Origin of the sequence: Niastella koreensis GR20-10 (assembly GCF_000246855.1) — a bacterium.
GTDB classification, from domain to species: domain Bacteria; phylum Bacteroidota; class Bacteroidia; order Chitinophagales; family Chitinophagaceae; genus Niastella; species Niastella koreensis.
Map to the genome: position 1 here is coordinate 606,226 of NC_016609.1, position 19,895 is coordinate 626,120.

A 19,895-nucleotide genomic window follows, 5' to 3' on the forward strand; every position below is an offset into this window, starting at 1 on the left:
CTTTTATTAACCGCTCAAAGCTGTCAAAAAATTTTAGGACGGGTCAAGATGCTCACATTTTAATCGACAATTGAATACGGTGGTTTGCTGCCGCCTGTGAAGTTCATCCAACTGCGGCATATCAGGCCCTGTCCGTCTTAATTAAAACGCTGCCGGAATTCGAGCGGGGAAAGGCTGGTTTTGGTTTTAAACAGCTTGCTGAATGATTGGGAGTGTTCAAATCCCAGCTCGTAGGCGATCTCACTTACTGACAGAGACGTCGTTGACAATTTTTCCTTTGCCTTTTCAATCAGCTTTTCGTGAATATGCTGCTGGGTGCTTTGCCCCGTTAATACCTTCAACAAGCCACTGAGATAATTAGGTGAGATATTGAGTTGTTCGGCTATATAAGTCACCGTAGGCAGGCCTTTTTGAAGCAGGTCTTCGTTATTGAAATATTCAGACAATACAGATTCTAACCGGTCAAGTACCTGGTGGTTGACGATTTTGCGGGTGATGAACTGGCGGTGATAAAAGCGCTCGGTATAAGTAAGCATCAGCTCGATCTGAGCAATAATAACATGCTGACTGAACTGGTCTACATTCGCATGACACTCATCGTCGATACGCTGCATGATGCTGATGAGCAGCTCTTCTTCTTTTGGAGAAAGAAATAAGGCCTCATTTACAGCATAATCAAAATAGGCATATTTTTTAATGGTTTTAACCAACGAAGTATTCCAAAGAAAATCGGGATGGATCAATAAGTTCCATCCCGCAGGTTTGTTTTCCTGGTTGTGATCCGTTTCTACACGCAGCACTTGTCCGGGCGACATGCAGAACATGATCCCATTATTAAAATCATAAGCCTGCTGCCCATATTTCATTTTAACATTGAAATTCCGCTTTAAGGCAATAGAGTAAAAGTCCATGATCCGGCTGAACGGGGCGGTGCACTCCCGCCTGATATCCTCGAACCTTGCCACACTTACCAATGGATGTTCGGGTTTAGGCAGTCCCATAAACTCGTGGAATTCACTAATGCTTTTTAGTCGTACAGGTGTATGATCAGGCATTATGCAATTTAATTTTTCTTATTATAGGTTGCTGCAAATTCTTTAATAAACTCCGGTAGCTTCACTTTACCAAGTGCAGGCTTATGTTTTTCGTAGTCGCTGCGCAGTAGGCCGCTATGTATAGCTGCACCCAGTTCAACCAATAGATTGGTAATGACCGCTGGCCTTCCTTGTGACAACATGAAATCTTTTACCTGCTCATTGGTAAAGGTTAACCATTGCAGGTGTGGCTTGCCGATGGCCGCTCCGATCATCCCGGCCACTTCCGTGCAGGTATGTTCGTCGCTGGCTATATACCGTACTTTGCTTTCAGGGGCAGCGGCTGAAAGTTCTTCTGCCGCTGCTGCTGCGATATCCAGCGGAGATACCATTACCAGTTTATCGTTGCCTCCGAAGTTGGTGCCGATAATGCCCTGGTCCTTTATCATCCCCAAAAAGTTATATAGGTTATAGTAAAAATATCCGGGCCGCAGGCAGGAAACAGCAATGCCTTCCAGCTGATTTAAAATGCCCTCTGCCTGGTGAGATCCTACAATGATACCTGTACCCTTTTCCAGGTGAGCGCCATAGCTGCTTAAGTAGACAACGTGCTTTACACCTGCACGCTTAGCCGCTTCCGCGTATGCGAGCGCAGTATTGCGGTAATAGCCGATCATATCAGTAGCGGCAAAGTTTGGCGGGGTCATGCAGTAAGCTGCATCGGCACCTTCAAATGCGATCGTCAAAAATGCGGCATCCTCCACCGAGCCGATCGCGGCCTGAGCGCCCAGCGCCTCTATTTGTTGTTGTTTATCTGCATGATGGCTGATGATAGTTACTTCATGACCTTTGGTGATCAATTCCTGCGCCAGCGGCTTGCTGATATTTCCTAAGGAACCTGTTAAAACTATTTTCATACCGTGTCAATTTTATGACACAAATATCTTCAGCATTTTTGAGGTGCCTGTAATCGGATATATGATTGTTGTAGCCAAATATAAGGTTACAGTGAAAGTCGTTGCTTAATTGAACGAGGCTCGGAAAGCCAGGGGGCTTAAGTTGGTTTTGCTTTTGAACAGTTTGCTAAAGGACTGCAGGTGTTCAAAACCTAACTCGTAGGCAATCTCGCTGACTGAAAGATTGGTCGTGGATAGCTTCTCTTTAGCCAATTCGATCAGCTTGTTGTGCAGGTGCTGCTGCGTGTTTTGACCGGTGAGGGATTTCAGCAAGCCACTGAGGTAACCTGGTGAAATATGTAAGCTTTCAGCGATCCATGCAACACCAGGCAGTCCATTTTGAGCCAGCGCGCCGCTGTTAAAATAATTGGTGAGCAGCTGTTCCAGTTTACCAAGTATTTCATGACTTGCCATCTTTCGGGTAATAAACTGGCGCTGGTAAAACCGTTCAGAATAGGTTAAAAATAGTTCCAGCTGGGCAACCATCACGCTTTGACTGAACCGGTCAATATAAGAAAGGTATTCCTGCCTGATATCCTGCACGATATCTGTGAGCTTGGCTTCTTCCTTGTCTGAAAGATAGAGCCCTTCATAGACTGAGTAACCGAAGAACTCATACTGGCGAATGGCTTTGGCCAGTGGCGTATGCCACAAAAAATCCGGATGCACCAGCAACATCCAGCCTTCCGGTCGATGTGTTAAGTTGCCTGTTTCGAATTCAACGCTGAAAACCTGGCCGGGCGCCATAAAGAACAATACACCATCGTCAAAATCACTGGCCTGCTGGCCATATTTGAATTTGACGTTCTTCACCCTTTTCATAGAGATACAATAAAAGTCATGGACAATGCTGAACGGGCTTTCGGCCAAGGGCCTGGTCAGATCGTTCATGTGTACCAGACTGATGAGGGGGTGTGCCGGGTTGGCCAGGCCTGCAGCCCGGTGATACTCGGTGATGGAATGAAAGTGATATAGCCGGTGATTTTTCATCGCAAATAAAATTCGTTATTTCTGATGATAAACTATGGCAAATTCTTGGGCGAATTCCCTGAGCTTCACTTTGCCCATTTTAGGATTTGCACGATGAAAATTTTCCAGTGTTTTGCCGCTGTGTGTAACCGCCTGCATTTCAACCAGCGTTTGGGCTAATTTTTCCGGTACTTTCGCCATCTTCAATCCCTGCAGCATCTCTTTGTCGGTGAGCAGTACCCATCTGAGCCAGGGCTTGCCTATGGCGGTACCGATAATCCGGGCGGCTTCATTACAGGTCATTTCTTCGCTGCCGACATAACGGATGGTCTTCTTTTCGGGTAACAGCTGCAGCTCTTCGGCTACGGCATCTGCAATATCCTTTGGCGATACAAAAACAATGCGGTCATCTCCGCCATAGTTACCCATCAGTAGGCCGGTTTTACCCGTTAAAAAGGCCCGCAGCCCGTTGTATCGTAAGGTCAGATATTTGCCTATAACGCCTTTACCTTTTATTAAATCGATCGACTGGTAAAAGTTGGTATAAAAAGATGCCGGCCGCATAATGGTCAATGAGGTGTTCAGCCCATCGAAAAGATACTCTACGTTTTCGGCCTTTACCAAGTCAGCTGCCCAGCCGCTTAAAACAATCACCCTTTTGACCTGTGTTTCGTTTAGCGCCTGCACATAGCTCTTTGCTGCCCGGTGCATGTAAGCGCCCAGGTCAGGCTCTGTGAAGCTCAGCGGGATCATAGCATACACCGCATCGGCTCCGCTGAATGTTTCGGTAAGAAATGAGGGATCCGTGATTGAACCAATAGCAGCTGTTGCTCCCATTTGTGCAATGCCGGCTTGTTTTTTAGGGTCACTGCTGATAACAGTCACCTCATGTCCCTGACTGACCAGCAGCTCCGTTAATGGCCGGCTGATGTTCCCTAAGGATCCGGTTACTACAATTTTCATTATTGCTTATTTAGTGTAAATGCCTTTTTCAATATCCTCCAGCAGGGAAGGTTGGCCTGGCCGCCAGCTTAACTGTGCCTGTGTCCACATACTCGATGCAGGGCAGTCAATGGCCGCCATCTGTGCAAACCAGCCAAAATGCGCTGCTGCAGCTTCGGGTGCAATGGATACTACCGGCAGGTTTAACTGTTTGCCTATTGCTTCTGCTATCGACTTTACGGTGATAGCTTCGTCAGCCGCGGCGTGGTAACGGGTTGCCGGAGTCGCATTTTCCAGTGCCAGCCGGAAAAGCCGAGCTGCATCCAGACGGTGTACGGCATTCCAGTGGTTGAGCCCCTCGCCGATATAGCCTGAAACACCTTTTTCCTTAGCGATATTTACAAGGATCGGAATGAACCCATGCTTGTCGGCATCGCCATGTACGGATGGTGATAAGCGAACAGATGCCGCACGAACGCCAAGTGCAGCCACAGTATCAGCAGTTTGTTCGGAAACACGCGGCCAAGCCGGGTTAAATACCGGAATGATATCTTCGGTGGCCAGGCGACCAGGGCTTACCAAAGCAGTGCCCGAAGTGACAATAAACGGGCGGTTGGAACCGGCCAGTACATGGCCGATGGTTTCAATAGCTATTTTGTCTACCTGACAAACTTCCGGAAAGCGGGTGAAGTCGTGAATAAAGCCGGCATGGATGACGCCATCTGCCTTTGCAGTACCGCTGCGCAGGCTGTCGAGATCTTCCAGGTCACCCCGGTGAACATCAGCCCCTGCATCGGTCAGCTTTTGGCCCGATGCTTCCGAGCGTGCTAATCCCAGTACCTGGTGACCTGCATTTAATAATTCCTGTACGATGGCGGTACCGACGAAGCCGGTAGCCCCTGTGACGAAAATGCGCATATTTGTATGTTTTACTGATCACAAAAATGCATCTTAGTCTTCACCCATATTTATCCAAATCTGCGTTTGATTTAGCCAAAACATGGTAAACAGATAAGTTAATCACTAAAAGATTGCCTGAACTCCAGCGGTGAAAGGTTTGTTTTAGTCTTAAACAACCGGCTAAATGACTGTGGGTGCTCAAACCCTAATTCATAAGCGATCTCACTTACCGACATACGTGTAACCGCGAGTTTTACTTTTGCTTTTTCAACCAGTTTATCCTGTATGTACTGTTGGGTACTTTGCCCTGTCAGCATTTTAAGCAACCCGCTTAGGTAACCTGCTGAGATATTTAGTGCACCAGCAACATATTGTACTGTTGGCAGTCCTGTAACGGGCAATTGAGCATCATCATAATATCTATTCAATATATCTTCGAGCCGGTTCAATACCGTGTGGTTGACTGCTTTTCTGGTAATGAATTGCCGCTGGTAAAACCGGTCGGCATAAGTGAAGAGCAACTCCAAATGGGCAAGCATTACAGGCTGGCTAAACCTGTCAATGTTCGCTTCGCATTCCTGTATTATGTTCTGAAGAATACCTGCAATAGTCATTTCTTCTTTATCAGAAAGGAAAAGCGATTCATTTGCCGAATAGCTGAAATAATCATATTGTTTGATGGTCCTGGCCAGGGGTGAGCTGAACAGTAAGTCCGGATGAAATAGTAACAGCCACCCGGAACGGTTTATGGTAATTCCCGGACTTACTTCAATTTCGAATACCTGTCCCGGCGACATAAAGAATAAGACACCTTCATCATAATCGCACTGCTGCCGTCCATATATTCTTTTTCCTTTAAAATTGCGGTCCAGCGACATAGAATAAAAGTCAAAAACAAAGCTGGTCTGTGCCCTGCACGGTAGTTTAACCGATTCATAATCAATCACACTGATCAAAGGGTGTGCGGGTGCAGGCAGCCCCATCATTTTGTGGTACTCGCTTATCGTGTTTATCCGGTGAACTGTTTTACTGATCATGTAACTGTGGATTTATTGTAACACTTCTTCTAATTTCCTTACCAGGTTCCCTGGCTGCTCACGCATGGAATAGTGCCCTCCTTCAAAGGTATATATCTTCCAGTTCCGCGCCCTGGCCCTGCTTACGCCCATTTTGTCTGTACCGCTGTCGCTTTTGCCACCCTTTGTCATCAGGATAAAAGCAGCAGAAATCTTCCTGGCCAACGGGTTGCTTATGCGCAGCGGTTCGGTAAAGGTTTTTAGCGGTTGTGGAACGTCCATCGGAGGCGTTGTTCTTGTTGCTCCGAATGGATATAAAACAAGGCTGTCTTTTATATTCGGCTTCATGAGTTTGTCCCAAATATCACCACATACTGTCTGCGCACTTTCGCCGTCATTGGGTACCATAGCATCTAAATAAATAAGCTGGTTTATCCGTTCTGGCACCTGTTCAGCTACGCCCGAAATCACCATGCCGCCATAACTATGTCCTACCAGAATGATATTGTGAAGATCTTCAAACTTTATCAGGTTGACAATATCAGAAATGTAGGTGCTAAGATCAACGTTAGCATTGGATAAATGAACCCGCTCACCAAGTCCGGTAAGTGTGGGGCGATAAACAACGTCGCCTTTAGCCTCTCTAAAGAGTTACAGGAACTTGAGCAAAATGAAATAGTGGCCGAACTGTGATGCCTACGAAACCGACAACTGTGGAATATGAGCTAACGGAACATGGTAAGACTTTAAGCGGGGTAATTGACGCTATTTCGGCCTGGGGAGTTACGCATCGAAAATTCCTATTTAAAAAAGAAAGCTAATTAGGTCATCTATTTTATGCATACTGGATTCAACCTAAGTTTGCCCGGACATTAAGGGTAAAGAGAGGACGGCGCCAGGCAGACGGAACACAGAATACCGCCACATCGCCAATGCTTTTACGTTGGCTATTTTTGCAAATTGAAAATACTCAGTACTGTATACTGTTAGTGGTAAGTTTAACCCGCACTGGGAATCGAACCATATAAGCTATCCCCCAGGAATTTGACCTGATCCGTTTTTTTGGATCAAGTGAAAAAATCGGGGGATTTGAAGAGGTATGTGCAAATATTGTTGTTGCGAACTTTTCAGCAAAAATTCTATACTTCTCCCATAGAATGACTGATTTTTCTAATCTTATTGTAAACGTTCGGGCAAAAGTTGCGAACTTCTGCCATTGTTGCGAACTTTTCGACATAAGTTGCTTATTATACCGCATTTCCAACTGACTATGACTCATTAACGCTGAACATTATGGCATTTGTTGCCGAATTTGAGGCTATTTGCACAACTTCAGAGCACAAGTAGCGAACCTGGAGCCTTTACTTTTAAACATTGGCGCAAAAGTTTAAGATCTACAGTAAAAGGTTGGTTACTTACGCGTCAAAGTTCGCTACTTACGCATCAAAGTTCGAAATTGATGACTTATATCAGGCTGCGAATATAGTGGGGTACTGAGAACAGAGAGTGAAGCGTTTGGCCTGCATATCCGGCGTGGAAAGGCTCTTCTAAATCCCCCAATTTTTCAATCTGATCCAAAAAAACTTAAACCATCACTTTCGGGATCGCTAAAATAAAAAAGGATGCAACCTTTTGAGTTACATCCTTTTAATTTCGTGCCCAGGACATGAATCTCAATTTCCTGAGCCTGAATTATTTATAGCTACTGCTTGTCAAATGCTTGTCAGTAATTTCTAAAGAGCCGCCAGGCGTGCTAGTATTAAACAGTTTTTGCCGCTTCTGCCTGTCGGAGACAGATATACGAGAAGGTTGGTTAATTAAGTTTGAAAATGTTGTATCTGCCGGACAGGTTCAGGCCCGCTATAGCATTCTGAATTATAAAATAAAGAGGTGATTTTCAAAAACCAGGAAGCACTTTCAAAATCGTTGAGCAAAAACGGGGTAGGGATTGAATATAAAAAAATGCGCAGTAGCCTGGCAAAACTGATACTGCGCAAATGAATGAGTTTAATAGTTAAATGGAATTCTCCTCTTATCGCACTCCGCGACCGCATTTAGCCCTGCCATTGGCGGCTTCATAGGGCGAAATAAACCGGGTACAGGAGGCAAGAAATAACAGGCATGCTGCCGCCAGTAAAAGAGATCTCCATTTCATGTGCATGGGCTGGTTTTTAAGGATAAACGGACTTACATTTCAAATAAATAGTATAAAATATATAAACAAATGTGAAAGTAACTAGATGAATGGTGTCTTTTGACCGGTGAGTAGATGGTTATGTCGATCCCAGGAATTTTGGATTTTTTGAGAGGACCAATTCGGGTTAATTACCACGCTGTTGTAGGCATTGTGTTCTCTTTTTTAAAGGAATATAAAAAAAGGAAGGAAAGCCCTTTTCCCGTCTCATGCAGAGATCTTTAAACCTGTCAGTGATTTACTTTACTTGTTGGGAATTTAAGATACCGATGAAATTTCAAACTATAAGAAACCTGATTCTGGAATAAATTTCCCAATAATGGAAAATCCGTAATGGCTTATCGGGGCAAACCATTATAAGTAAATAATTTATAATCTGGCATTCCTTTGGGTGTTTTTGGCTGAACATCCGAATCTGTACTTATGAGACCCCGAATCTCCACAACCAGCTCTTTTGAGAACCATTCTATTTATAGAACTGTACTCTCATTTCTATTAGTATTACTATTATTTATGGAGGGCAATGCCCAAACTGTTACCTGGACCTGGGTTAGCGGTGATAACACCAGCAATGTTGCAGGCGTTTATGGTACCAAAGGTACTCCCGCAGCTACTAATAAGCCGGGCAATAGAGACAGTCACAGCGGCTGGAAAGATGCCAGTGGCAATTTCTGGATCTTTGGCGGTTGGGACATCAGCAGTAAACTATACAATGATCTGTGGATGTATAACACTTCGACTGGTAATTGGACCTGGGTAAGTGGTGATAACAGTACCAATAATCAGGGGGTGTATGGTACTAAAGGTACTGCAGCAGCGACCAATAAACCAGGCTCAAGATATGGGCAAGTAGAATGGACAGACGCCAGTGGGCATTTCTGGATTTTCGGTGGTTATGGTTATGATGGCGCTGGCAACAAAGGTTATTTGAACGATCTATGGATGTATAACCCAGCTACTGGTAATTGGACCTGGGTAAGTGGTGATAATACCCGCAATAACGCTGGCGTATATGGTACAAAGGGAACAGCCGCAGCAGCCAATAAACCCGGAGGGAGAGAATATCCTGCTGGTTGGATCGATGGCAGTGGCAATTTCTGGGTCTTTGGCGGTTATGGTGATGACAGCGGTGGATCGGTTGGGGATGAGAATGACTTATGGAAATATAATCCAACTACTAATCAATGGACCTGGGTAAGCGGTGATAATACCCGTAACAACGCCGGTGTATATGGAACCAAAGGAACTCCGGCAGGGACCAATAAGCCAGGTGGCCGGGATAGCCAGAGCGGTTGGATAGATGCATCAGGCAACTTTTGGATCTTTGGCGGTTGGGATGCCAGTAACAATCTTTATAACGATCTATGGAAGTATAGTCCAACCACAAGCCAATGGACCTGGGTAAGCGGCGATAATACGCAAAACAACAGCGGCGTATATGGCACCAAAGGAACAGGCGCCACCACTAACAAACCGGGATCAAGGTATGGGCAAAATGTTCTGGTAGATGCCAGTGGTAATTTCTGGTTCTTTGGCGGAAATGGTGAGGATGGTTCCGGTGCTGCAGGCGCTTTGAACGATCTTTGGGAATATACTCCCTCTTCAGGCAAATGGACCTGGCAAAGTGGTGATAATACCAGGAACAGCACAGGTGTATATGGTACCAAGGGAACTGGAGTTGCCACCAACAAACCGGGTGGAAGAGCATATGCAGCTGGCTGGATTGATGCCACAGGTAATTTGTGGATTGAGGGCGGCTATAACGCTAACGCCGGCGATGATTTCAACGATCTGATGAAATTAAATTCCCTGACCATCCTGCCAATTCGGGACATTTCATTGCGAGGTACCCATCGCAGCAATGATAACGTCCTGGTATGGGAAACATTGGGAGAACTAAATACCGGCCAATTCATTATAGAAAGAAGCAGCAATGGCTCCGATTATACAGCTGTGGGAAAGGTAACTGCTGTTGGGACAGGAAATAATCACTATACATTTACCGACAATAATGCTATTGGCGCCTCTTTTTATTATCGTATACAGGTGCAGGACCTGGATGGGCTGGTCTATTATTCACCAACTATTATACTGGCTGGTTCAGCAGAAACCCGCGTTAGCGTTTACCCCAACCCGGCTACCAGTGGTATGAAGTTGCGAATAGGTAATAATAGTCTGCTTAATACGATCGCAAGACTGTATGATGCTAATGGTCAGTTGTTAGAGACGTTCCGCATCAACAGCCAGGAACAGTATATCGATCTGCATCGTTTTACGAAAGGCTTTCTAATGTTACGATTAGATAACGGGCAAACGATTTCCATTATAAAAGAATAATTCAAATTTGCGAATAATATGTTGAAGATGTCTCTAATAGGCATCTGCAACTATATGCGTATGATTATTTCTTTTTCATGGGTGGCTTCATTTGCTTTTTAATCGTATAGTTGGTGACCAGGTTCACCAGCTTTTTATAATCGCAGTCAACCAATAAGCTTAGTTGATATACAGTTTCAAAACTAAATTTTGAAGGTTTTTTTATCAGGCTATCCATCTCTGAAAGCGTTAAACCTAAGTCCATAAACAGCTGATTATCAAAATCATAAATACTCGGTATATAATTTTTCAAGCTGTTTCCAGGGCATACTCGAATTCTTCAATTTCACGTAACGATTAAAAAGGGAGAAACATCTTCGGTTATTTCATCAAATTTTAGTAATCTCGGTGCCAGGAGATCGTTAGCTTAACATCTTCACTCTTGTAGTATTCCAAAGGTCTTGATTAGTTGCCATGCTGTGACTGATGTGGCGAAGCAATTTGCGGAACACATAATTCAGAACAACAGAGTGTTTCGGCACCTGCCCGACTCTTAAAATTCAAATGGACAAAGAACAAAATATTATTTATTCTGGACACGTTTACAATGACACAACCTTGACTGGCGATTTTCAAGGAACAGAAACAATGCCCTGCCTGCACAAAGCCCTGTTCGTTGGCAGCAACCTCTTTACAACAGCACTAACTTCAAAGAGCGACATGAAAGGTTTTCTTATTGCTATTTCATTGATTAGTCTCGTATTATCCTGTGGACACAGTGCATCAGGAACCCTTGATTATAATACGTTGAATTATGATACAAGCAGGACGGTGATATTGACTTGGGATACGACTAAGTATAGATTTCCTAAAGGTTCAGAACCTTTACCATTGACACAATCAGATTTGACCTTAATTGATAGTCTACTAAATGACGCTATTGACAGTTTCAACATACAATTTACTCACGGAATGTATGAAGCGTTTGACAGGAAAGTTCCTATAGACAGCTTCATTATTGTACAACAGAAATATAAAAATCAATACTATCCTTTTAAAGATGTAAACGGTCAGCGAGTGGTGACGATTATCGGCTTCTCCACAGAATTTCCGTTGTGGAAGAAAGAAATGTATCAGCCACGACTGCATTACGGTATGCGTATGTTTGAGTTGAGGGTGAATTTGACAGAAAAAAACCGTGACAATTTACACAGCGGCGACTTCGGATAGGCTGCTGCCAACAATCGTTAGCTGCAATTAGAACATCGACTTCAAAAAAAATCAATGGGAACTATTTTTCTAAGTTTTGGTATGAAATAAGCCAATTATCTTGGGGAGTTTGGATAGCAGCATTTTGTTTATTGATTGGAGGCGTTGGAGAAAATATATAGAATAGGATTTTAGTAATGATAAGATGAAGGTTCAATGAATGTACCAGTCAAGGCAGGTGTGTCAGAATGCGTGCCTGTATTTGACACAAAAAAAGTGAAGTGCGAGAAAGTGACAGAAAATAGAAGAAAAACCTTGTTGACGCATTCTTTCAAAACCCTTGTCAGTCGTGACATTTCGGCCAATAAGTAACTGCCAAAACCGTGTGTCATTTGTTGTGTCAAATGGTGTGTCAAATGGTGTGTCAAACAGGATGTTTTTGGCCCTTTTTGAGGAAGTTATTCACATGTGCGTGCTGGTGGTGTAACAGTGTAGCTACAGCGAAATGGTGTGTCAATTATGTGTCAGAAATAGTGGTAGAAAGCGGGAAAAAGGACACATTTTTGACAAGCACTAAATAAAAAAGCCCTGTAAATCATTGACTTACAGGGCTAATTGGTACCCCATTTAAGAGAATTATCGAACCAGGAGAGAGAAGATTTGAAACTCATATATACATTAAAGCAATTTATTTTGAATTATTTATAACGTAGATAGTGGAACTTGTATACATGATATTGCTAATTCACGGCACTTCATCTTATAATTAATTAATTAATAAGATATCATTTAGATAATTCAAAACGAACTCATGTTGTATTTGCGCTACCAGGCAAACTCCTCGTATTTTTAGCTAAGTAGCTTAAAAAGAATAGTTTGTAAAAATTGCTTGTTGTAAAAAAATAGCGTATAATAGCGATAATACAAACGTTGTACGAAATCTAATATGCACTTCAAAACGTTGGCAGTAATTGTAAACCGACAAATCCTTATGACAAAAAAACTTAACGGCTTTTTGTTTTTTTTGACTTTATTTTTTCTCTCTTTAACATCGTGCAGACAAGCTATATCAAAAGATAAAACTAAAACAACTCTAATAAACGAAGGCAGTTGTGCTTGTACTGACAAGGTTTCACCGCCACCACCACCAGACAATTATCTTGTTTCGGCTGACACTATATTATTTAATGATAGGAATAGACAACAAGAATTTATCACTCAACTAATTTCTCAAAAAACTATTGACTTTGAAGGAGAGAAAGTTCAAGTTTTTCAAATTAAGTCAGACAATGGTATTTCAAAAGGATTATATGACTTTGTTTTACCAATTGAATACAATAAATATTGGGACGAGCTCAAGATTTATAAAGACAGTTTAACTAACTCTTTTGACATCGGATTTAATAACTTAGACAGTAATTATGTTCAATTACTTTATTCAGTTTCATTGGATACTTTGCCATTTAACAAAGGACTGATTCTTATTCAGTACAACAAAAAACGTATGACAAATGAGTGACCAAACAACTATTGCCTACAAAAATATTTGCAATAGCAGGGTTTCATCTTAAACAACTTGTTATCAATCGTTAGATACAATCCACCTATGAAATAGTCTGGAAAATGTGTATACTTCTTTGTTATGATTATAAATACTTGTTCTGGGTCAAAACCAATTATGGCATATATTTAAATGTTAGTTGCAATTTATACTAACGGCAATAAATTCGAAAATGGATAAGGAGAAATCTAAACTATATAGAAAAGTGAACACTAAGGCAAGAGGTGTTCACCATGATTTTGGTGGAGATTTTAAATTTACAAGAAATAAGAAAAAGGAAACATTGCAACAAATAAAAGGAACTATGTTTGGTAAAAAAGAAAGAGGTTTAGATTATACTCCACTCTTTCGATTTTTATTATCAAAAGTTGGCTCTGATTGGGATGAAGTTTTTAGTGAGGCAAAATCTAGATTAGATAAATCTGAACCAATATTTTGGATGGTCGCTTTAATTGAAGAAAAAAAGGAAGATTATATAGAGTTGGTGAATCGTCCTATTTTTCTGGCTTATTCGTTGACGAAAATCGCATTTTACAAAAAACTAATCCAAATTTAAAAGCGATTGATTTGAAACCATTTTGCAGTTGTTGCACACATTCATTTAATGGAAAAATATTTGGAACTGAATAAAACAACAGCACCCATGAGTCTTGCTAATAACTATTATAGCAGCTAACGAATAAACTTCGTCTGGGTGCGAAGCCCCAATAGCCTAAGAAACATTCACTAATAAAAAAGTTCGATATTCCATTCCTGGATATAAATAAAAACGCCTCGTAAATATTGATTTACAAGGCGTTTCAGTTTTGTGCCCAGGACAAGATTCGAACTTGCACGCCGTTTCCAGCACCACCACCTCAAAGTGGCTTGTCTACCAGTTTCAACACCTGGGCACTTAAATGGGTCGCAAATTTAATTGATTTTACAATACAGTGAAAAGAAATTCTGATTTTGAAGATTTTAAGGCAAAATCTCTCCTTAGTCTCCCTTATAATCAGCAGTGAGCTTTTCCCAAACCCCTCTCAAAGCGGCATTCGCTTTCGCCACCAACGCAGGGTCCATTTCAGTACTGCTGGAGGTTAACTGGATGGTGGCCTGTTGATCTTTAAAAACCAGGTGCGCCATCACATTTTTATCGGCTTCAGCATCCCAGAAGTAATTATATATAATAGCTACGCCTTCTTCTTCGGGATCCATATAAGCCGCCATGCTACTGAGCCAGGATAGCGCAGGCAGGATATCGCTATAGTTTTCGCTGAAAAATAAAGAACTATATTCCCATACGCCTGGCTGGGTCAGATCTTCAAAAGTCATCATATCCCGCACGCCCAAAAAGGCATCGGCAATTGACCGGTTTGTATCATTCGTATAAACGCGGATGTCTGTAAGTGGGTTTGACCCGTACATTTTCCGGCTGTTCCACCAGGCTATCCAGTCGGGGTCAATTGCTGTTTTGGCAGGCTTATCTTTAAAAAACTGTTCGAGGCTTTCTTTTTTAATTGTGATGTTTACATACAAAGAATACGGTTCAGACATAAGAATAAAGCGTTTGCCGCAAAACTAATGTAATGCAACCATGCTTAAAATACGGGTGAGTGGGGTATCTGTTGAATACAGATCACTTCAGAACGATCCTGAATGTAGTGCCCTTGCCAGGTTCGGAGTTCTTTACAAACAACTGTCCTTTATGATATTGTTCTATAATGCGTTTCGACAGACTTAAGCCAAGCCCCCAGCCGCGCTTTTTAGTGGTAAAGCCTGGTTTAAAAACTTTGCTGATGTTTTGTTTGGCTATTCCTTTGCCCGTATCGGTCACATCAATAAAAGTTTGCCCATCCTGTTGCCAGAGATTAACGGTAATCATGCCCTTTCCTTCCATGGCATCCAGGGCATTCTTCAGCAGGTTTTCAATAACCCAGTCGAACAGGGGCGGGGAAAGCATGGTATAGAGCTCATTTATATTACGGGTATTCAGCACAAACTGTACTTTGCCAGGGGCGCGTTTGCGAATGTATTCTACCATGCTCGATACCTGGGTCACCACATTGTGTTTTTCCAGGTGCGGCGTGCTGCCGATCTTGCCAAAGCGATCGCTTACCAGCTTTAAGCGATTCACATCCTTTTCCATCTCCTGCACAATCTTTTCGTCACTGTAATTTTCCTTCATTATTTCTACCCAACCCTGCAACGACGTTAATGGCGTTCCCAGCTGGTGGGCCGTTTCCTTGGCCATGCCTGCCCAAACCTGGTTTTGCGACGAGCGAAAACTGGTAGTAAGCGCCAGCAGGGTTATTATAATAAACATGCTCACAATAAATAACTGCACCAGCGGGTAATACCGCACCTGGTTTAACAGCGAGGTATGCCCATAATAATAGAGGTTTTTTTCCCGTGGGTTCAGCGGGTCAATCCATTCAATGGTAGGGTTTTGCGAACGGAATTCAACCAGTTTTTTTCTGATATAATTGCTATCACCGGCTACGCTGGCCGAATCGAGGTTTACATGATCGAGGATATGTCCTTTTTCGTCAGTAACAATAATGGGTACCGTATTATTTTCGGCAATGATCATGGTTACCAGCTTGTCGCTCAGGCCGGTGGTGTCGTGCAACAATAATTTGGTGGCTTCCTTCCATTCCTCTACTTTTTGCCTTTCTTCGCGAGCGATCTTGCGGGCCAGGTATTGGGAGTAAAAGATAGTACCGCTTACAATTGCTATGGCAATGAGGGCTAATCCGGTTCTCCAGTTAAAAAACGGCTGAATCATTCAACTAATTTATAAAAACCGTTCCTTTGCAAACTTTATTTGGTTGAATTATTTTTACACCGGCATGTCAACACCACTCGTATCCATAGTAATCCTGAACTGGAATGGACGGAATTTTCTGCAAAAATTTCTGCCTTCAGTGCTGGCGACTACATATAATAATAAAGAAGTGGTGGTGGTAGACAATGCTTCTACCGACGACTCTGTTTCCTACCTGCAGCAGCACTGGCCAACGGTGCGCATTATACAAAACGAAGCCAATTTTGGATTTGCCCAGGGTTATAATGAAGGTCTGAAGCATATTGAGGCCGACTATTATGTGTTGCTGAATTCAGATGTGGAAGTTACGCCCAGCTGGCTCAATGCCATGGTGGAACTGCTGGAGAAAGACAAGGCAATTGGTGCCTGTCAGCCCAAATTATTGCAATACGATAACAAAGAGCTTTTTGAATATGCCGGTGCCGCTGGTGGCTGGCTCGATCACCTGGGGTATCCTTTTGCCCGCGGCCGCATCTTTGATGTGTGTGAGAAAGATATGGGGCAGTATGATACGGCTGTACCTATTTTCTGGGCCAGTGGGGCCGCCCTGTTTGTGCGCGCCAACCTGTATCATGCCCTGGGCGGACTGGATGAATACTTTTTTGCGCACCAGGAGGAGATTGATTTTTGCTGGCGGCTGCAACTGGCGGGATATAAGGTGTTTGCCTGTCCGCAATCAACTGTTTATCACGTAGGAGGAGGCACACTGCCAAAGGGCAACGCCAGAAAGGTATTATTGAATTTCAGGAATAATTTGGTGATGATGGCAAAGAATCTTCCGAGGTATGAGGCAATATGGAAGATCAGTTATCGTTTTGTGCTCGATTATGTTTCTGCCCTTAAATCTTTGATCTCAGGGGAGAAGACATATTACCGGTCGGTGATGAAAGCGCATGGCGCTTTTTTGAAATGGCTGTTTGTGACCCGGAAGAAAGGGCTTTTTCCGCCCAAAAAGAAACATGAGCTTCATGGATATTTACATAAAAGCGTTGTGTGGAGCTATTTTGTAAAAGGAAAAAAGACTTTTACAGAAATTGTTGATAAGAAAGCGTGAATTTTTAGATTGAACTATTATTTTTGCACTGCAATTAAATGAGTTATGGAACAACTGGAAAAAGACCCCCGCGATAAAGATTTTAAAAGAAGTTGGGTAAATTCATCCGTATTTCTTTTCTACCTGCAAGTATTTTGTATTCTGGCATTCGTACTGGGTGGCTGCTACAGCCTGTACACCCATCGTTATAAAGGAAAGCCCAAAGTGGAAGTTCCTGCGAATACCCAATACACTCCGCAGTATAAATAGATGATTTTCTGCGAGAAAAATTTGGCCGGTATTAAGTAATTCCTATCTTTGCACTCCCAATAACGAAAGCAACTAACGAAGACGAAAGTTGCGAAGTAAAATAGGAAAAGTTCTTTTCAAAATATTTATCGTCTTGATTGAAAATCAGGACGACATGCGGAAGTAGCTCAGTTGGTAGAGCGCAACCTTGCCAAGGTTGAGGTCGCGGGTTCGAGCCTCGTCTTCCGCTCAAGAATTCCATCCATAAGGTGGAATTTTTTGTTTCACTAAGGTCCTAAGGTGATGTGCCGGGATCAGGTATTTGGTAGATTCAAGATACAGTTACCCGGGTGGTGGAACTGGTAGACACGCAGGACTTAAAATCCTGTTGGCAGCAATGCTAGTGTGGGTTCAACTCCCATCCCGGGTACTCGTTAAAGTTAGAAGCCCTCCGATCATCGGAGGGCTTTTGACGTTTTATAAGTGAGTATTCAAATTCAGTTGCTCACTGTCGCCTTTAAGTGCGGCACTTGCTCCTTCGGGTGTTACACTTGCTGCCGCACATGTGATATTTACTCATGCAAGTGTAACATGTGCTCATAGGAACTTTGGAGAGGCTCAAAAGTATCATATAGATATTAATATGCAGGGGATGATCTGGACTCGCTGAACAAATGGTAACCTAACGTTTAAAGACCTTTGTTCTTTTTCTGGCTATTCCTTTTCGCAGCCGGAGCATTCTCTTTAAGCGAAGTAGTATTTACATTTCCGGATTTTTCTTTTGTGAGATTGCTAATGATATCAAGGAGTTTTGCATTTTCGATCAGTAGCTTCTGGTTTTCTTCTTTCAATTTTTTTACTTCTTCTTTCGATTCTTTGAGTTCCTGATCACTTTTTTCCAGGACCTCATTAATTAATGCTTCTGTTTTAATTTCCCACTTTTTTCTTACTTCATATTCAATTGCATCGGCATTAACTACTGAAGTTTGAATCTGACTTTTGTAAGATAAATTTTGAAAATATAATTCCAATGCTCTAAGTATCCTTAGGTTTGGCTCTCCATCCCTGGACAATGATTGAGTGATATAGTTTGGTGAGTAGCCAAGATCTTCTTCTGCTTTGCTCCGGCTTATACCCGCTTTTTTTAAATCTTCAAGTATCGATTCAATTTTCTGTTTGACATCCATCTGGCAAAAAGGTTATTGTATTTTGCAATAAATCATATTGTAAAAAGCAACTTTGTGTTGTCTTTTACAATATATTTGTGTGGGCAAAATCAAGTTATTACAAAATGCTCGTCAAAAAAAGAATTGTATTCTGCATGGGGTACAACACTTTTAAATTCCGCTAAGCCGGCGCCTATTTTCCGCCAGTCTAAAATTATCTTGCCTAACCAGATGGTTCAATGAATATATCCTTAAGGTCACTTCATCTGTAGCGTTTTGAATTCTTAATTTAATCAGCTGCCTATATGAAATCAAGTCCATCAAACCCAAATGAAATCACAAGGATAACGAAGCATCTATTGCCTTTGAAAATTTCCATTCTAAGTTTCCTGTTCCTGAAGTTACATGCTGTCACCCATAGCCGAACGGCCGTTGCATAACGGCAATTTATAAAAGCATCACACGGACGATTCCTGTTAGGTTGCCATTTATGGGCATATTTACTACATCTTAAAAGCTTTAAAAAAGGAAAAATTTCCGTGTGAAAACTTTTATTTGTCAATATGCAAATGGTCACTTACACATGGACGAGATGGGTTCAGATATTTTTATTTACAAATACAAATAGCCAGCATTGTCAGGGTTTAACAACGTAAAGCAATTCTTTCTAAATAATACATTCTGACCAAAAATAAACCACCGTTTGGCGCTGGACATTTGGCTAAAGATTTATATCATATGAAACAGGTAATTGCGTATTACCGTGTATCTACCGGAAAGCAGGGGAAAAGTGGATTAGGGCTGGATGCACAACAAAATGCAGTTAGGCATCATTGTAATTGCAACGGATATCAACTGCTGACCGAGATTCAAGAGGTAAAATCCACAAGAAAGCGAAGAGTGTTTTTAGAAAGCGCTTTTGCGCTATGTCAAAAGCACAATGCAACTTTAATTGTCGCCCGGCTCGATCGTTTAGGTCGTGATGTGGAGGAAATTGCACACAATATAAAGCTGCCGGTTGATATTATAGTTGCCGACAATCCACATGCGAACCGCTTCACTATACATATTCTGGCTGCTGTTGCAGAAGAGCAACGCCGTTCAATAAGTGAGAATACAAAGTCAGCTTTACAAGCCGCAAAAAGGCGAGGGGTAATACTGGGTAAGAATGGGTATGTACTTGCGTTACAAAACAAAGAGGCAGCGCTTGAATTTGCGAAAAATCTTCAACCCCTCATTCTAAAACTAAATGCAGAAGGAATTTGCAGTACAAGAAAAATTGCATGTGAATTAAATAAGTTAAACGTACCAACTCCCAGGCCAGGAGGACGGTGGCACAGGACAAGCGTGCATAATTTACTTTCAAGATTGGATATGCTAAGTGAGATTCGCAATAATTGAGAGCGTTGGAATATGTTTTTATAACATTATTAGATGCACTTCTTGAGTCCGGAGAGATGGGGGAACCTGACTTAGATCAATGCATTAATTAATTTACTTGTCTAAAATCATGTACAATTTAGTTGCACAAAAAAATTTAGTAA

The 19,895-nt window shown here is 42.3% G+C and carries 19 protein-coding genes, 3 tRNA genes and 1 pseudogene; 10 read left to right on the plus strand and 13 right to left on the minus strand.

What is annotated here, in order from left to right:
* Positions 1-137: 137 nt before the first annotated feature.
* The 7 genes and pseudogenes from NIAKO_RS02445 to NIAKO_RS02475 all read right to left on the minus strand — a co-directional run.
* On the minus strand, positions 138-1,055 hold the full coding sequence (locus NIAKO_RS02445) for a helix-turn-helix domain-containing protein (RefSeq protein WP_014216808.1): 918 nt from the start codon (positions 1,053-1,055) through the stop codon (positions 138-140).
* An 8-nt stretch (positions 1,056-1,063) separates the two neighbouring features.
* Positions 1,064-1,951 carry an NmrA family NAD(P)-binding protein gene (locus tag NIAKO_RS02450; protein ID WP_014216809.1) on the minus strand — a complete coding sequence of 296 codons (888 nt, stop codon included), beginning with the start codon at positions 1,949-1,951 and terminating at the stop codon, positions 1,064-1,066.
* Positions 1,952-2,056: 105 nt separating this feature from the next.
* Positions 2,057-2,980 carry a helix-turn-helix domain-containing protein gene (locus tag NIAKO_RS02455; RefSeq protein WP_014216810.1) on the minus strand — a complete coding sequence of 308 codons (924 nt, stop codon included), beginning with the start codon at positions 2,978-2,980 and terminating at the stop codon, positions 2,057-2,059.
* A gap of 15 nt (positions 2,981-2,995) precedes the next feature.
* Positions 2,996-3,922 (minus strand): NAD(P)H-binding protein, encoded by a 927-nt coding sequence (locus tag NIAKO_RS02460; RefSeq protein WP_014216811.1) that lies wholly within the window; start codon positions 3,920-3,922, stop codon positions 2,996-2,998.
* A 6-nt stretch (positions 3,923-3,928) separates the two neighbouring features.
* Entirely contained in the window at positions 3,929-4,819 is an 891-nt protein-coding gene (locus tag NIAKO_RS02465; protein ID WP_014216812.1) for an SDR family oxidoreductase, read from the minus strand.
* Between the two features lie 98 nt (positions 4,820-4,917).
* The gene (locus NIAKO_RS02470; protein ID WP_014216813.1) at positions 4,918-5,838 is read right to left on the minus strand and encodes a helix-turn-helix domain-containing protein; all 921 of its coding nucleotides are present in this window, start codon (positions 5,836-5,838) and stop codon (positions 4,918-4,920) included.
* 12 nt (positions 5,839-5,850) lie between these two features.
* Positions 5,851-6,441: pseudogene (locus NIAKO_RS02475) on the minus strand (alpha/beta fold hydrolase); the annotation flags it as partial.
* Between the two features lie 68 nt (positions 6,442-6,509).
* Here NIAKO_RS02475 and NIAKO_RS39675 point away from each other — a divergent pair.
* Positions 6,510-6,638 (plus strand): winged helix-turn-helix transcriptional regulator, encoded by a 129-nt coding sequence (locus tag NIAKO_RS39675; RefSeq protein WP_394365463.1) that lies wholly within the window; start codon positions 6,510-6,512, stop codon positions 6,636-6,638.
* A gap of 1,211 nt (positions 6,639-7,849) precedes the next feature.
* Here NIAKO_RS39675 and NIAKO_RS39525 read toward each other — a convergent pair.
* Positions 7,850-7,972, minus strand: coding sequence for a hypothetical protein (locus tag NIAKO_RS39525; RefSeq protein WP_262493768.1), 123 nt, complete (start codon positions 7,970-7,972; stop codon positions 7,850-7,852).
* A gap of 552 nt (positions 7,973-8,524) precedes the next feature.
* On the opposite strand from NIAKO_RS39525, the gene NIAKO_RS02490 reads away from it, so the two are divergent.
* Complete coding sequence (locus tag NIAKO_RS02490) at positions 8,525-10,348, plus strand: Kelch repeat-containing protein (RefSeq protein WP_014216814.1); 1,824 nt, start codon at positions 8,525-8,527, stop codon at positions 10,346-10,348.
* A 64-nt stretch (positions 10,349-10,412) separates the two neighbouring features.
* On the opposite strand, the gene NIAKO_RS02495 is transcribed toward NIAKO_RS02490, so the two are convergent.
* Complete coding sequence (locus NIAKO_RS02495) at positions 10,413-10,592, minus strand: hypothetical protein (protein WP_014216815.1); 180 nt, start codon at positions 10,590-10,592, stop codon at positions 10,413-10,415.
* A gap of 299 nt (positions 10,593-10,891) precedes the next feature.
* Here NIAKO_RS02495 and NIAKO_RS02500 point away from each other — a divergent pair, with 299 nt between their 5' ends.
* The 3 genes from NIAKO_RS02500 to NIAKO_RS02510 all read left to right on the plus strand — a co-directional run bounded on the left by NIAKO_RS02500 (position 10,892) and on the right by NIAKO_RS02510 (position 13,653).
* A complete protein-coding gene (locus NIAKO_RS02500) occupies positions 10,892-11,557 on the plus strand; it encodes a hypothetical protein (protein ID WP_014216816.1) in 666 nt (221 codons plus the stop codon).
* Between the two features lie 970 nt (positions 11,558-12,527).
* Complete coding sequence (locus tag NIAKO_RS02505; RefSeq protein WP_133055399.1) at positions 12,528-13,055, plus strand: hypothetical protein; 528 nt, start codon at positions 12,528-12,530, stop codon at positions 13,053-13,055.
* Positions 13,056-13,269: 214 nt separating this feature from the next.
* Positions 13,270-13,653, plus strand: a complete 384-nt coding sequence (locus NIAKO_RS02510; RefSeq protein WP_014216819.1) for a hypothetical protein — start codon at positions 13,270-13,272, stop codon at positions 13,651-13,653.
* 253 nt (positions 13,654-13,906) lie between these two features.
* On the opposite strand, the gene NIAKO_RS02515 is transcribed toward NIAKO_RS02510, so the two are convergent.
* The 3 genes from NIAKO_RS02515 to NIAKO_RS02525 form a co-directional block, all read right to left on the minus strand.
* Positions 13,907-13,990: transfer RNA gene (locus NIAKO_RS02515), tRNA-Leu, on the minus strand.
* An 85-nt stretch (positions 13,991-14,075) separates the two neighbouring features.
* Complete coding sequence (locus tag NIAKO_RS02520) at positions 14,076-14,633, minus strand: hypothetical protein (protein ID WP_014216820.1); 558 nt, start codon at positions 14,631-14,633, stop codon at positions 14,076-14,078.
* Between the two features lie 82 nt (positions 14,634-14,715).
* Positions 14,716-15,864 carry a sensor histidine kinase gene (locus NIAKO_RS02525; RefSeq protein WP_014216821.1) on the minus strand — a complete coding sequence of 383 codons (1,149 nt, stop codon included), beginning with the start codon at positions 15,862-15,864 and terminating at the stop codon, positions 14,716-14,718.
* 43 nt (positions 15,865-15,907) lie between these two features.
* On the opposite strand from NIAKO_RS02525, the gene NIAKO_RS02530 reads away from it, so the two are divergent.
* The 4 genes from NIAKO_RS02530 to NIAKO_RS02545 all read left to right on the plus strand — a co-directional run bounded on the left by NIAKO_RS02530 (position 15,908) and on the right by NIAKO_RS02545 (position 17,615).
* The gene (locus NIAKO_RS02530) at positions 15,908-16,957 is read left to right on the plus strand and encodes a glycosyltransferase family 2 protein (RefSeq protein ID WP_242675546.1); all 1,050 of its coding nucleotides are present in this window, start codon (positions 15,908-15,910) and stop codon (positions 16,955-16,957) included.
* 45 nt (positions 16,958-17,002) lie between these two features.
* Complete coding sequence (locus NIAKO_RS02535) at positions 17,003-17,206, plus strand: hypothetical protein (protein ID WP_014216823.1); 204 nt, start codon at positions 17,003-17,005, stop codon at positions 17,204-17,206.
* Positions 17,207-17,362: 156 nt separating this feature from the next.
* A tRNA-Gly gene (locus NIAKO_RS02540) sits at positions 17,363-17,435 on the plus strand.
* Positions 17,436-17,529: 94 nt separating this feature from the next.
* Positions 17,530-17,615 (plus strand) — tRNA-Leu (locus tag NIAKO_RS02545).
* Positions 17,616-17,874: 259 nt separating this feature from the next.
* Here the strand turns inward: NIAKO_RS02545 and NIAKO_RS02550 are convergent.
* Positions 17,875-18,372, minus strand: a complete 498-nt coding sequence (locus NIAKO_RS02550; protein ID WP_014216824.1) for a hypothetical protein — start codon at positions 18,370-18,372, stop codon at positions 17,875-17,877.
* A 717-nt stretch (positions 18,373-19,089) separates the two neighbouring features.
* On the opposite strand from NIAKO_RS02550, the gene NIAKO_RS02555 reads away from it, so the two are divergent.
* Entirely contained in the window at positions 19,090-19,752 is a 663-nt protein-coding gene (locus NIAKO_RS02555; protein ID WP_014216826.1) for a recombinase family protein, read from the plus strand.
* Positions 19,753-19,895: the final 143 nt, after the last annotated feature.

Coding starts and splice junctions, on each gene's coding strand:
- NIAKO_RS02445 (WP_014216808.1), bottom strand. CDS start 1,055: ATGCCTGATCATACACCTGTACGACTAAAAAGCATTAGTGAATTCCAC.
- NIAKO_RS02450 (WP_014216809.1), bottom strand. CDS start 1,951: ATGAAAATAGTTTTAACAGGTTCCTTAGGAAATATCAGCAAGCCGCTG.
- NIAKO_RS02455 (WP_014216810.1), bottom strand. CDS start 2,980: ATGAAAAATCACCGGCTATATCACTTTCATTCCATCACCGAGTATCAC.
- NIAKO_RS02460 (WP_014216811.1), bottom strand. CDS start 3,922: ATGAAAATTGTAGTAACCGGATCCTTAGGGAACATCAGCCGGCCATTA.
- NIAKO_RS02465 (WP_014216812.1), bottom strand. CDS start 4,819: ATGCGCATTTTCGTCACAGGGGCTACCGGCTTCGTCGGTACCGCCATC.
- NIAKO_RS02470 (WP_014216813.1), bottom strand. CDS start 5,838: ATGATCAGTAAAACAGTTCACCGGATAAACACGATAAGCGAGTACCAC.
- NIAKO_RS39675 (WP_394365463.1), top strand. CDS start 6,510: ATGCCTACGAAACCGACAACTGTGGAATATGAGCTAACGGAACATGGT.
- NIAKO_RS39525 (WP_262493768.1), bottom strand. CDS start 7,972: ATGAAATGGAGATCTCTTTTACTGGCGGCAGCATGCCTGTTATTTCTT.
- NIAKO_RS02490 (WP_014216814.1), top strand. CDS start 8,525: ATGGAGGGCAATGCCCAAACTGTTACCTGGACCTGGGTTAGCGGTGAT.
- NIAKO_RS02495 (WP_014216815.1), bottom strand. CDS start 10,592: ATGGACTTAGGTTTAACGCTTTCAGAGATGGATAGCCTGATAAAAAAA.
- NIAKO_RS02500 (WP_014216816.1), top strand. CDS start 10,892: ATGGACAAAGAACAAAATATTATTTATTCTGGACACGTTTACAATGAC.
- NIAKO_RS02505 (WP_133055399.1), top strand. CDS start 12,528: ATGACAAAAAAACTTAACGGCTTTTTGTTTTTTTTGACTTTATTTTTT.
- NIAKO_RS02510 (WP_014216819.1), top strand. CDS start 13,270: ATGGATAAGGAGAAATCTAAACTATATAGAAAAGTGAACACTAAGGCA.
- NIAKO_RS02520 (WP_014216820.1), bottom strand. CDS start 14,633: ATGTCTGAACCGTATTCTTTGTATGTAAACATCACAATTAAAAAAGAA.
- NIAKO_RS02525 (WP_014216821.1), bottom strand. CDS start 15,864: ATGATTCAGCCGTTTTTTAACTGGAGAACCGGATTAGCCCTCATTGCC.
- NIAKO_RS02535 (WP_014216823.1), top strand. CDS start 17,003: ATGGAACAACTGGAAAAAGACCCCCGCGATAAAGATTTTAAAAGAAGT.
- NIAKO_RS02550 (WP_014216824.1), bottom strand. CDS start 18,372: ATGGATGTCAAACAGAAAATTGAATCGATACTTGAAGATTTAAAAAAA.
- NIAKO_RS02555 (WP_014216826.1), top strand. CDS start 19,090: ATGAAACAGGTAATTGCGTATTACCGTGTATCTACCGGAAAGCAGGGG.